Source organism: Proteus sp. LHD240705 (assembly GCF_047921555.1).
GTDB lineage: Bacteria > Pseudomonadota > Gammaproteobacteria > Enterobacterales > Enterobacteriaceae > Proteus.
Genome location: NZ_JBLRMI010000002.1, coordinates 200277 through 215121, shown reverse-complemented (window position 1 = coordinate 215121; position 14845 = coordinate 200277). Strand labels below are relative to the sequence as shown.

At 31.6% G+C, this 14845-nt stretch carries 6 protein-coding genes; 1 reads left to right on the top strand and 5 read right to left on the bottom strand.

Annotation, left to right across the window (positions count from 1 at the left end):
• Positions 1–59 precede the first annotated feature (59 nt).
• The 4 genes from dnaK to tal form a co-directional block, all read right to left on the bottom strand.
• Positions 60–1985, bottom strand: coding sequence for a molecular chaperone DnaK (gene dnaK / locus ACNART_RS04370; protein ID WP_198619310.1), 1926 nt, complete (start codon positions 1983–1985; stop codon positions 60–62).
• A 484-nt stretch (positions 1986–2469) separates the two neighbouring features.
• Positions 2470–3057 (bottom strand): molybdopterin adenylyltransferase, encoded by a 588-nt coding sequence (mog, locus tag ACNART_RS04365; protein ID WP_109371851.1) that lies wholly within the window; start codon positions 3055–3057, stop codon positions 2470–2472.
• A gap of 224 nt (positions 3058–3281) precedes the next feature.
• Positions 3282–4265 carry a tetratricopeptide repeat protein gene (locus ACNART_RS04360; RefSeq protein ID WP_109371853.1) on the bottom strand — a complete coding sequence of 328 codons (984 nt, stop codon included), beginning with the start codon at positions 4263–4265 and terminating at the stop codon, positions 3282–3284.
• Positions 4266–4448: 183 nt separating this feature from the next.
• Positions 4449–5402: a transaldolase gene (gene tal, locus ACNART_RS04355; protein WP_198619308.1), complete on the bottom strand. Its 954-nt coding sequence runs from the start codon at positions 5400–5402 to the stop codon at positions 4449–4451.
• 304 nt (positions 5403–5706) lie between these two features.
• Between tal and yaaA the strand changes: the two genes are divergently transcribed.
• Positions 5707–6489 (top strand): peroxide stress protein YaaA, encoded by a 783-nt coding sequence (gene yaaA / locus ACNART_RS04350; protein WP_198619307.1) that lies wholly within the window; start codon positions 5707–5709, stop codon positions 6487–6489.
• Between the two features lie 66 nt (positions 6490–6555).
• On the opposite strand, the gene ACNART_RS04345 is transcribed toward yaaA, so the two are convergent.
• Entirely contained in the window at positions 6556–14742 is an 8187-nt protein-coding gene (locus ACNART_RS04345; RefSeq protein ID WP_368927415.1) for an RTX toxin, read from the bottom strand.
• Between the last annotated feature and the right edge of the window lie 103 nt (positions 14743–14845).

The window sequence follows — 14845 nt, the reverse complement described above, 5'->3', positions numbered from 1 at the left end:
CGCCCGTGTTCGGTATCAGTAACTATTCACAGGTGAGTTACCGCGGCCCGTTAAGGGCATTATTTCTTGTCTTTGCCGTCAACTTCTTCAAATTCTGCATCGACAACATCGTCATCTTTCTTCGCACTTGCATCAGCACCCGTCGCATTACCTGCGGCGCCTGCTTGAGCTTGTTGTTGTGCGATTTCTAGCAGTTTTTCAGAAGCTTCAACTAATGCTTTAATTTTTGCTTCAATAGTGTCTTTATCTTCGCCTTTAGAAGCGATTTCTAACTCGCTTACCGCTTTTTCGATAGCTTCTTTATCGTTCGCTGGTAATTTATCACCCGCTTCTTCAATTTGTTTACGTGTACCGTGAACTAATTGGTCAGCTTGGTTACGAGTTTGTACTAATTCTTCAAACTTACGGTCAGCTTCTGCGTTTGCTTCTGCATCACGAACCATTTTTTGGATTTCATCTTCATTTAAACCTGAAGAAGCTTTGATTGTGATGTTTTGCTCACGACCACTGTTTTTATCTTTCGCTGATACATGCAAGATACCATCAGCATCGATGTCAAAAGTAACTTCGATTTGTGGCATACCGCGTGGCGCAGCTTGAATACCATCTAAGTTAAACTGACCCAGTGATTTGTTATCACTTGCACGTTTACGTTCACCTTGTAATACGTGAATAGTTACAGCAGATTGGTTATCTTCTGCGGTAGAGAACACTTGGCTATGTTTAGTTGGAATTGTGGTATTTTTCGCAATCAGGGAAGTCATTACACCACCCATTGTTTCGATACCTAAAGACAGTGGTGTTACGTCAAGTAACAGAACGTCTTTAACATCACCCGCTAACACACCACCTTGAACAGCCGCACCCATTGCAACAGCTTCATCTGGGTTAACGTCTTTACGTGGCTCTTTACCGAAGAAATCAGCAACGGTTTTTTGAACCATTGGCATACGAGTTTGACCACCAACCAGAATAACGTCGCTAACTTCGCTAACTTTCAGGCCTGCATCTTCTAATGCAACACGTACTGGTTCCATTGAACGTTTAACTAAATCTTCAACTAAAGATTCCAGTTTTGCACGAGTGACTTTGATATTTAAGTGTTTAGGACCAGTCGCATCAGCTGTAACGTATGGCAAGTTAACATCTGTTTGTTGTGCAGAAGATAATTCGATTTTCGCTTTTTCTGCTGCTTCTTTCAGACGTTGCATTGCTAATGGATCGTTACGTAGATCAATGCCTTGTTCTTTCTTAAATTCATCAACTAAATAGTTAATTAAACGGCTATCGAAGTCTTCACCACCTAAGTGAGTATCACCATTGGTTGACAGAACTTCATAGGTTTTTTCGCCATCAACTTCATCGATTTCGATGATAGAGATATCGAATGTACCACCACCTAAGTCGTAAACTGCGATAGTACGGTTACCCACTTCACGATCTAAGCCGTAAGCCAGAGCAGCCGCTGTTGGTTCGTTAATAATACGTTTAACTTCAAGACCTGCGATACGACCAGCATCTTTAGTTGCTTGACGTTGAGCATCGTTAAAGTAAGCAGGAACAGTAATAACAGCTTCAGTAACTGCTTCACCTAAATAGTCTTCTGCTGTTTTCTTCATTTTTTTCAGGACTTCAGCAGAAACTTGTGGTGGAGCCATTTTTTCGTTACGTGCTTCAACCCAAGCATCACCGTTATCTGCTTTTACAATTTTGTAAGGCATGATAGCAACGTCACGTTGAACTTCGGCATCCTCAAAACGACGACCAATTAAACGTTTGATGGCAAACAAAGTATTTTGTGGGTTAGTCACAGCCTGACGTTTTGCAGGTTGACCAACTAAGATTTCACCATCTTGTGCATAAGCAACGATTGAAGGAGTAGTACGATCGCCTTCTGCGTTTTCAATAACCCGGGCAGCTTTGCCATCCATTACAGCAACACAAGAGTTAGTTGTACCCAGGTCAATACCAATAATTTTACCCATTTAAACGCCTCCAAAGAGAATTCTTTATCAATTTGATTACCAATCTATATGAGGATGAATATTCATTTTTCAAGTCATAAATTAATAGACTAAACAACATCATCTCCAAGCGGATACAAAATCAACGCAACTCAATAGTGGTAATTGCAGTTGAAAAAGAAGATGGGGTCATAAATACATTCATCAAGGGGAATAATGAAAAAAAATGCAAAAAATGCGAAAATTTTGTGTCTGAGAATAAAACGAGAATTAAAACTTGTTATTTTTCATTACGTTACATCATTCACAAATAACATTATGACTTATCTAAAGTGTATTTTTAAGACCATGCTTAGAATAAGAGAATAACTATTTGAAAAATAATGTTTTTTAACTTTTATAATAAAAATATCAAATAAATATAGGGTTACTTTTGCGTTATCCAAACTTAGTCAAAGCTTTTCCTAGCCAGAAGTTTGGTGACAAAAATAACCTCTTACATTATTTATGCTGAAGTGGAACGGCGGGCTGATTTAGGTCTAAAAGCAGCAACAATAGCTTCATTAGTTTCGACATAAGGACCATCAAGCAGTTGAATGCAGTACGGTACACTAGCGAAAATACCGCTAACAATCACATTACCGTCGTTATCTTTTAACCCTTCTAATGTTTCTGCAATAGCCTTAGGTTGTCCTGGTAAATTTAGAATTAACGCTTGGTTACGAATAACACCAACTTGGCGAGATAAAATAGCTGTGGGTACAAACTTCAGACTAATTTGACGCATCTGCTCGCCAAAACCTGGCATTTCTCTGTCTGCGATAGCCAACGTAGCATCAGGAGTAACGTCACGACGAGCAGGGCCAGTTCCCCCTGTTGTTAACACTAAATGACAGCCGACTTCATCAACTAGCTCACACAGTGTTTGCTCAATCATGAGTTGTTCGTCAGGAATTAAACGTGATTCGATATGAAAAGGCGTAGTTAATGCAGCCTTTAGCCAAGCTTCTAAAGCGGGTAAGCCTTTATCTTCATAAATCCCACTTGATGCGCGATCAGAAACAGAAACTAACCCTATGCGTAATTCGTTCATATCAAACCTCTATTAATCAATCACCGTCTAACTTGCGCGCAGATATTACCATGAGAACACAAGAGAATTAAAAAGAATCTCAATATATTATTGATATTTAAAATTTGATTATTGAGAATAGATAATAAAGAAATGATAATAATCTATTTTTATTTGGCTTTAGCTAAAAATAAAAAAGGGAGCATAAGCTCCCCCTCTTTAATCTTGAATAATATTAATTAATATTACTCATCAATATATTTAGTAATATAAGATGCTGCTAATTTTTTCGCTTCGGCTAATTGTGCTGCATTTAATGCGCGAGCAGTACGTTTTAGCATAGCTTCATCACCATCACCATTTTCAACAGCAACAGAGAACCATGCATAAGCTTCTTTCAGATCGCGTTTAACGCCTTTACCGTAATAATAGTTTAAAGCTAAGTTATTTTGTGCCAAACCATTACCTTGTATAGCTGATTTTCTATACCATTCAACGGCTTTACGTGCATCTTTAGCGACACCGTCGCCTTCATCGTACATTACGCCTAAGTTATTTTGCGCATCACGATTACCTTGGTTGGCTGCTTTTGTATACCAGAAAACCGCTTTAGTGCCGTTACGCTCTACACCTTCACCATCATCATAAGAGACAGCAAGGTTATATTGTGCGTCTGCATGACCTTGCTCTGCTGCTTTTGTATACCAAACAACCGCTGCTTCATGGTCTTGTGCTACACCGATACCTTCATCATAAGAGATCCCAAGGTTGTATTGAGCATCACTATCACCTTGCTCACCCGCTTTAGTATACCAATACACTGCTTTCTCATGATCTTGCGCTACGCCATCACCATCATCGTAAGAAACCGCAAGATTGTATTGGGCTAAAGAGACACCTTGAACAGCCGCTTTGTTATACCAATAAACCGCTTTTTCTGCATCACGGTCAATATCATCACTCATGTCATACATAAGTGCTAAATTTAACTGTGCTTCAGCATGGCCTTGTTCTGCCGCTTTGGTATACCACTCTAGTGCTTTTTGTGAGTCTTGCTCAACACCTTCACCATTCTCATATTTCACACCCAATTGATACTGAGATGCTGCATTTCCACTTTCAGCACTTTTTTCAATTGCAGGTAAAGAGAAAGCAGTTTTACTTTCTGCCATTGCAGCGCCACTAAAAAATAACGATGCAAGTACCGTTGCCAAGACAATCTTTTTCATAATTCACCAATAATAAATAGAGTATTTTAATAATATATTTTTATAATTATTACTGGATAAATAATATATTCCAATCAATTTAATCTTAAAATTTACTTAAATGTTATTTTGAGAAGCAAAAAATGAAAATACCCACCTGTATAAGATGGGTATTTAAGATTTTTATAAGAATTTAACGACGAATTATAATAAATCCGCAATCATTTTCTCTAATTTTTCCTGATCGACAGCAAATTTGCGAATACCGTCAGATAATTTATCTACTGCCATTGGGTCAGCGTTGTGCTCCCAATAGAATTGAGCTTCAGTGATAGCTTCTGGACGCGCTTTCACTTCACCTTTGTAAGATAATTTATGTTCAACTTCACCTTCAGCTTCTGATAATTCTTTTAACAGTGCTGGTGCAATAGTTAAACGGTCACAACCTGCTAATTCTAAAATCTCACCCATATTACGGAAGCTTGCGCCCATAACAACAGTGTTATAACCGTGTTGTTTGTAATAGTTATAGATTTCAGTAACAGAAATAACACCTGGATCTTCAGCTGGAGCAAATTCTTTTTTATCTGTATTGGCTTTATACCAATCCATGATACGACCAACAAATGGAGAAATCAGGTAAACACCTGCTTCAGCACATGCACGCGCTTGAGCGAAAGAGAACAGTAAAGTCAGGTTACAGTTGATACCTTCTTTTTCTAATTGCTCTGCGGCACGGATCCCCTGCCAAGTAGATGCTAATTTGATAAGAATACGGTCGTTACTGATACCTGCATCATTATAAAGTTTTATTAAATGACGTGCTTTTTCGATACATGCTTGTGTGTCGTAAGAAAGACGTGCATCAACTTCTGTTGAAATACGACCTGGGATCAGTTTTAAAATTTCTAAACCGATATTCACTGCCAGTTTGTCGCAAGCATCAACAATTTGTTGTTCACGAGAATCGCTTTGTGAACGAGCCCATTCAATCGCTTCATCAATTAATTTACGATATTCAGGAATTTGAGCTGCATTTAAAATTAAAGATGGGTTGGTAGTTGCATCTTGTGGCTGATACAGTTTCATTGCTGCAATGTCACCAGTGTCAGCAACAACAGTTGTCAGCTTACGCAAAGAAGTCAATTTGTTGGTCATTTTGTTTATCTCATCTACTAGGTAAATCTGTTTGCAGTCACCTGCGGATATCTATTGATAATAACATGGACTGCTCACACTACAAGACGCTTAGATTCATACAAAGCAATTATTTGAATGCCAAACGTTTTCGCAAAACAAAAGCGGAAAAAAACAGAAGAAAATCACAGGCTGAATCGTTTAAATCGTCGAGTTTTACGACAAATAAGAGAAACCATTGTTTTTTCCTATTACTATAATTTAGTCTTTAATCGAAAGAATTTGCTATATTTGGTCAACATTAAAATAACGTATCGAGGGAATTATGCTAATCACCATTTCACCAGCTAAAACACTGGATTTCGAATCGCCTTTAGCAACAACGCACTTCACCCAACCTGAATTGCTAAAATATTCCCAACAACTTATCGAAGAATGTCGAAAATTGTCATCGAGCGATATCGCAAGCTTAATGAAAATAAGTGATAAACTCGCGGGATTAAATGCCGCTCGTTTTGGTGAATGGCAACCTAATTTCACACCAGAAAATGCACGCCAAGCTATTTTGGCATTTAAAGGTGATGTTTATACCGGAATGCAAGCAGAGCTTTTTTCTGAAGATGATTTTCAATTTGCACAACAACATTTACGTATGCTTTCTGGCTTATATGGCGTACTGCGCCCTCTTGATTTAATGCAACCTTATCGTCTTGAAATGGGAATAAAGCTAAAAAATAAAAAAGGAAGCGATTTATACCAATTTTGGGGAAATACCATTACAGAAGCGCTAAACAAAGCACTTGAAGAACAAGGTGATAATGTTTTAATCAATTTAGCGTCTGATGAATATTTTAAATCGGTCAACCCGAAAAAACTCAATGCTGATATTATTAAACCTGTTTTCCTTGATGAAAAAAATGGCAAATATAAAGTTATCAGCTTCTACGCTAAAAAAGCCCGTGGATTAATGAGTCGCTTTATTATTCAAGAAAAACTAACTAATAAAGCACAACTGAAAGAATTTAATCTTGAAGGTTATCAATTTAACTCAGCAGAATCAGAGGGTAACACTCTCGTATTTAAACGTGCAGAATCACTGGCGAAATAAAAATATTAACTATTAGCTATCAATAAAAACAGCACTAAAATCAGTGCTGTTTTTTTATATTGAGGCTCACAAATGTTTTACCACTAATGATAGAGGTGACCATGTTGGAGATGGAATAAATTCACTACCTTGCATTGTTGTCAATTGTTGTTCATTAAATTGCGCCATTTCTTGAATAATCGAAGCGAGGGATTGCATTGAAAGTGTGTTTTCTGTTTTGATAATTGTAACCGAGCTATTCGTCTGATTTTCTTTTGTTTTTAGGGTTAAAATAAATTGACCATCTTCTGTTCTATACTGCCAATCGTCACCCACTTGAGAAGAAATGAATTCATCATGTTCAGATAATCCTGAAATAAAAAGTTGGCTATTTTCGCCTTCATCATAAATAGTGACTTCACCATAACGCTTGTTCACGATATAAATATTACTACCACTCCCACCACTTAAATAATCAAGACCTGATTCAGAGATCAAAAGATCATTTCCACTTCCTGCACTGAGATTATCGTTCCCCTCTCCCGCAATTAAAATATGATGTCCGTGATTAACCACAATATGATCATCGCCCTTTCCGCCATCAATCACCGAGCTACATTTATTATGATTAACGACGATATCATCACCTGCCATTAACTCGAGAATAGGCAAGTGTTCAATTGATTGATTGTGTGGTTTCTGTTGAGTCATTAAAATAGATCTTAACAAAGAGTAAGGTGAATCAAGTGAATAAGTCGATAATGCCTCTTTATTTAAGGTCAGTGATTCAGGGATCATAAGCACATCATTTCCTGCACTAATAGTAAAATTTAGATCCGTCATTGGTGTTAATAAATGTTGTTGGCTCTCTTTTGTAGGAAGTGTAAAAACAACATTGTCTTTATCTATTAATCGAATAGTCACGTTTGTATTGACAATTTTATTTAATAGCGTTGGATTGAAAGATAGCGTTAAATAATCATCTGGAAGATAGCGATGAGATAAAAGACCATCTTTAAATGTCAAATCAAAACCACTTATATCTGTTAAAAAGAAATGGCTCACATTATCATCAGTTAGTTTATCAATATAGTCAGACAGTAAAATATTCACTCTTTCATTCTTATTTTTTGTTAAAAATGTTTTTATTTGATAGTTGTCATTGCCCTGACTCAATTTAATGTATGAGTTAGAATCAATACCCAAATAATTATTATTTTGGTTATTCCCGTGAATACCAAGTCGTAAATTTGTTCCAGATAAGAAACCACTGTATTCAAATTCAGGCAATAATTTTATATTTCTACTCTTACTTTTAAAAGCCGTAATAATTAATTTTTCAATCTCATTAATATAAAAGTCTTTAATAATGAGTTTTGATTTATTATATTGTTCTAAATAACTAAATTTGTATAATATTTTATCTTTAGTATTTTCATCCAACGTGAGTAAAAAACCATCTTGAGTTATTAACGTATAACAATGTGAAAGCGTATTATTTACAGAATCATCATAAACATTTTTTAATTTTATAGAGTGATAAATTAATTCATTATTTTCATTTCCATCATTTACTTTTATATCAAAAATAATATCTTTTTCTTGACGAGAAATAGCAGCAATTTCATCAAAATGATAGTTTAATTGCACAATACTAGACTCGATATGACTCACTTCATTAATAATTGTTTGAAATTGAATATTATAATTTTTTTCTAAAGAAGATCTTAAAATAACATAGTTATCATTTCCCTCCCCTCCTTCAGCATAACCTTCTCGTAAAACCAGAGTATCATTTCCTCCTAACCCATATAATAAATCGGTACCGCCAGCACCATCTAAATAATTATTCTCTTGGTTACCATAAATAATATCATCACCAGCCTCGCTACCAATTACGTTCTCAATACTGTCTAAATAGGCAATCACATTTTGATCTTGTAAGACAATATTAGGCATAGAATCAACTAATTGCTTTGAATACAAACGCCCATTCTCTTGATAAAGAAATAGCTTTGAATGAAAATTTTGACTGTTTGTTTGTTCTTCTGATTGTCTGAATTTAACATAGTTATTAGATAAACTAACCTCATATCCCGTATATTTGTTTGTTATTTTTATAATACGAAGTGTGTCATTTCCCTCTCTGCCATAAAAACGACTCGCATAAAGTGGCGATTCAGAGGAAAACAAATTGAACATATCATTTTTTTCGCCTCCACTTAATCGTTTAGTACCATTATAAATATCAAAGGTATTTTGAGTAATTAAAGGTGCTGCAATAACATCATTACCATGATAGGTATTAAAATAGAATTTTTCATTCTCATTCCAATCTGAGACATAATATTTTTTATATTTATTAGCTTTTATTAAACTTTCCGATAAATTTCCCACACCTAATACATTAATTATATTTTCTCTATTTGTTCTTATATTTTTTAAAAAATCACTATCGACTATATTATCAAAAATGGGAGAATCATCATCGGAAATAATATCCATTGTATAGCGATTCAATTCGTTAACATAAAAATCAACATCAAAAATCAGTGTCTCATGGGTTGCTATTGCTTCTTTAGGAAGATAATACTTATATTCTGTTTTTTCTGAGCGAAGATGATAAGAAAGTGCAGCTATTTTTTCAGCTACTTCTTGACTGATATTTTGAGATATCCGTTGAGCAACATATTCTCCTAATGGATTTAAAATTGAATCTAATGTTTTTCCCATTAAGTTTGGTATGACTTTATAATAATAATATTCTTGGTAAACCTGTTTTTCATTTGTATAAAAATAACGGCTCTGATGATTTTGTTTTTTTATCTCATCAAGATAATTGACTGCATTTTTGTCAATCATCTCTTCTAATTGTGTTTCTGTTTCTAAATAGATGATTTCATTCTTTTTATTTGGCAGTAAATCCCCCATTAAAAAGGCATAAAAACCATTATTAAGTTCTTCTAATGGCGTAAAATTTACCTTTGTCTTTGCTTCTTCAATAAGCCTTGCTGCATTATAAATCGATGTTGCAAGTGCAATAACTGCACCCGCCACAATACCAATAGGGCCTGCAATCGTTGAACCTGCAAGCATTGCAATAGAAACCCCTAGCGTAACCAACCCAGATACAACAGCAAAGGAACCATTAACAATATAATCAATTTTCCTTTTTTCATTATTTTCACCAGAAATTCGGCTAAAATTATCATAGGCATTATAAATATCAAATCCGATAGAAAGAACATTAAGTCCAATCCCTACTTTCGTACTTATCTTACTTACATATTCAAGTGGATTATGACGATATTTTAGTAATCCTTTAGCTAATGTAATTTCAATCAATTCAGAAAGACCATTGTAAGCCATCTCAGACCACATAATAGCTAAGTTATTAATGATCTCTTTTCGCTCTTTAGGCGATAACAATGGGTTATTTAGTTGTTCAGCAAGCATAAACGTGGAATTAATTGACTGCCACATACCATAAGTAATATTAGCGTAACCAATTTTACTAATTATTTTCATATGTCGAGGAAGTGTTAATGATGCATTTCTTAATAAATTCCAATCTTTATCACTGTAGCCTTTATTTCCTAGCTTAATCATTTTAGTTAATCGTTCAGATGCAGCAAGATAGTCGATTCTATTTACATCATTAGAAAGGAGATATTTAATTTTCTCTTCTTTATTATTTAATAAATAACGAAACAAAGAGATGACTTTTTTATCCTTTTCACTACCCGATATTGATAGAAAATAATCATTAAGGTGATAAGGATCAAATGTTAATTTTAAGTCCCATTTTTCTATCTTACTGAGATCAATGTCATCGATATTTTTTCCACTTACCTTAGCACCTAAACTGACTAATAAACTTTTATCAAAAAAGAAATCATTTATTTTTATTATCTCTTTATTTTTATAATCAAAGATCTTATCTTTCACATCTAAAATATCTGACGAATTTAAATCACTTGCTTTCTTTAATGCTATTTCTGGTGATGATGATTCAAGTATCATTTTATTGCGAGTCATAAAAATGATATTTTGAAGTTTGTTTATTATTTTTTTATAGTTTTCAAATGTTGATATATTGTCTAGCAATACTCGATATAAAATGCCTTTTTTGTTTTTATCAAAAAATGTAGTCAGAAGATTTTTTGAAAGTAAGCTTAATTTTTTAATTAATGTTGGATTGTCATAAACTGCATGAATAATTTCTATTGCTTGATTTGTTTTTTTTGTTAATGTCAATTTTTCTTCTGACAATGAGTCCAATGATAGCCATTGTTGATATGTCATTTCGCTCATCAAATATTGATTGAATTTTTTATTAACTAATGGATCATGTATTACTTGTGTTAATTTTTTTTCTATATTATTTTCATCTGAAGTTTTAAAAAAAGAAGATAGCTCATATAGATATTTTCTGCATGCGGTACTTATTGAAATATCATTACTGATAATTTTTTGACTAAGTTCTTTTAATATTTTCCTATGCTGTTCAGCACTAAGGTGATCGACTTTATTAATAATAGTTCCAATTTGATAAATATTAAGATTGTAATGATTTAGTTTAATATAATCTAGAACATCAGATATTGTTATATTATCTGAACAATCAAAAATAACCGTTTTAATATCTTTATTATAACCTAATTTAAATTCTTCATTATCTCGATAGTTAGGATACAGGTTAGAAAGTAATTGATAGATCTCTTTAGTGTGATTTTTATTTTCAATACTGATTTTTTCTTCTATTGAAATAGATATAAAATCATCAAACTCCGCCTCAGATATAATTACATTGTTTGATACCACACTGGCAAGTAAAGGTTTATCGATATACTGCCTCTCAATAAGTGGCTTAACAATAATGTTGTCTATTAAAAGAGAAACCTTATTATCAATAATCTGGTAGATCGGCATATTTAATCGTTGAGCAATACCCTCAATAAAAAAATCACCCGATTGATAACTCAATAATTTTTCTTTTTTAGCAAAAACAATCGTTTTTTCATTAAAAAATTGATTTTCTAAAATAATATTATGTAATTTTTCAACATCATTTTTTTGTCTAATAAAATCTTGCTGAAAAAAACTATCCTCTTCATTTCCTGTTGCAATAATTCTTATTTTATTTTTTAAACAATAATCAAGAAAATCGCTTATTTCTGGTTTATCATTTAAGTAAATACTTAAACTCTCACTTTTAACACCATTATAAAAATAAATTATTATATCATCTTGATAGTAAGCATCTATACTATCTATAATAATGTTATCAATATTCCTCCCATTAAATAAATTCTTATCATCAAATAAGAAATTAAAGTTATCTTTATTATCGTCAAATAATAAATAACTACTATCTATTTTATTTCTATTTTGATTTAATGATTTATCAAAAAGAATATGAATATTTTCTTCATTAACATAAAAATTGTTTGGATGATAACCATAATTTCTTTCACAATAATTATTATTAAAGTAAGTTTCTAACTGATTTATTTCATGGACGATCATTCTATTTGAAAATTGGTTATTTCTAAAGTAATCAAAGTATAATTCATGATAAGAACTTAAATTATTACCTTTTTTAACATCTATTTCAATTTCAATTAAATTGAGTAGTTTATTTATATCTTCATTATCTCTATATTTTGATAGTTTTTGATAGTTCTCTTTTAAATGTAGTTTATTATTATCCTCTATCAGAAATGTGTTTTTTAATTCAGGGATATCAATGTGTTCAATTATCTCAATTAAATATTGGTAGTTATTTTTAAATTCAATAGTGTAATCGTACCCCTCAACGCCAGCATTTCTATTTTTATCCAATAATAAATAGGGACTCTCTATAATTTGATTATAAATAAAATTACTAACACCATGAGAACCATCATTAATTTCATTCACCATTAATTGATAAAGCTTTGCAGCCACTAAACTATTTTTTTCAGCAAGTGAAATTAATTTTTCTTTTCCATAAATCAATCTATCGTAAAACAATTTATCTTCTAACTTATTTTTAACCTTATTTAAAATTCCAACAAGTGAGACATTCTTATTATAATTAAATAAATTTATTTTATTAATTAGAGAAAAACTAGCCGTTAATTTATCAAAATAGATATTTCCATTTAATATATCTATTAAAGAAACGATTTCTTTTAATTCTTTTGATTTATTTCCTTTAACTAAATAGCTATTTATTTCAATTAAATCCCTGTAATAAATATCATTAAATTCAACATATCCATTTCTTTTTTTGATCTCTTGGAAATTATTGAATTCGACCACATCAATATCAATACTATTATCATCATTTTTATTCAAAATAATCTTACTTGCCTGATTATTTCCAAGAATATCATTAATATGATGCTTAACTAAGTAAATACCCTCATCAACATATGAATTTTTTACAACAACTTCTATTAAAACATTCTCTTTTTTAAGCTGGAGAATAAGATCTCGCTGTTCACTATAATGAATAACACGTCCTGTAACACCCTCGCTAAAAGGTAATGAAAAACCTATTTTCTTTATACTTTCAGCAATGCCTTTATTGATATCAACATCATCATTATTCCACACACTTCTATAATTTAATGAATCCGTTTTTTTATACTCATCAAAAGTAATATATTTTTTACCTTCTATTTCATGAGCTCCATAGAAATCCATTTTGCTTGCCAATACTTCTTTTATAGCTAAAGGATCAGAAAACTCGAGTAACTCACTATTTGAATCAAATAATGTAAACTTGTAATTGTTTTCAGAATATTTTTTATATGCAATGGCTATAACATGATCTTTGAATGCAATAATGGCATAATAATCATTATATCCCTGTATAATTCGATCTATATGATGACTGACTTCTTCTTGACTAAAACCAATATGATGAATATTTGATTTCCCCAACCCTTTTTTATTTAATACTTCATTATATTGAACCGACTTTAACGAATCAAAAACAAAGTATTGAACTTTATTACATAACCTTTCCATTTGAAAATATTGAGCAAAAATAATATTTTTTACTTCTTTCATTAAATTTAATACTTCATACTCTTGTATATTATTAAATAAAATAGAGTCTAATTTATTTAGTATAATTTCCTTTTCATTTTGATAAGAAGAAATATTTTCTTTTAGCCAAAATAAATATTTATGCCCCCCTTCTAATCCACTATTTCTAATCTCTAATAAATAACTCAAACTCAAACCATAGCATAATCCAGTAAGTGATTGGACATGACTAAAATCATAATTAGTTTCTTTTGAAGCAATAAGATTAATTCGACTCATTATTTTTTCAAGTGGCTTAAGTAGATCCTCAGATTGTGAAAACCGCTTTACTATATTATTTTTTATTTTGGTCGTAAACCAGCCAGTACCCACTTTGTAAATTAGATGCTCTCCATTTTCGGGTATCTGGCTATATTTATATTTCGCAATCGTAAACGCCTCTTCTATATCATCAGTATAGATATGTAATACTTTCTCGGTTTTTTCTATCTTATCCCGTATAATAAAAATATTTTTATAGGAGAAGCTTTCATTAAGCTCAATAGAAAAACGTGAGTCAATATCTATCTGTTTTTTTATTTTTATATCAATAATAATTTCATTTATTATATCGTTATTACTTACATTCCAATATTCATTTAAATTAAAATAATTAGAATACTCTTTTTTATTATAATTACGATAATATAAAAAATCGTTATTATTATTTTTTTTAATTGTATTTTCTATACTATTAATCAAATCACCTTTACTATAAAAAAAAACGGATTCACCTTCAAAATCAATTATTTTAAATATATCATTTTCATTATCTATTTCTAAAATAAGTTTTTTGTTCTCCAATTCTACATAATAAGTTCCCGAAGAATGCTGAAAAAGAAGAGTGTTCATACGTTCTTTTTTTATTTTAATCGGCTCTCTAGCTGTTAATTTAGCACTATTTAAAAATAGATTCTCTATACTTAAATTGATTTTTACTCTGACAAAATCAATACTTTTAGTAAATTCATTTTTATTATAGAGTGAAAAATTATTTTCTATTCTTCTAAGAAATTCATTTGCTTCATATTCATTTTTAGAAATAAGGATCGAAGTGTAATTTTCAGTTAATACCCTTTTTACTGATTCAAATTTACAGAATAATTCTGCGCTATGCTCTTTTATATGATTTTCTATTATTAATGCAATTCTATTTATATCATCTTTAAAAATTAACTTTCTGAATCCATTCATATTTCATTCCTTTTTGTTGAATATATATATCCTTCTAAAAAGAAAATATATAATTCAAATCCACTCTTTTAAATCCTTATTTTCCTATTTTTAAAATTTAGCT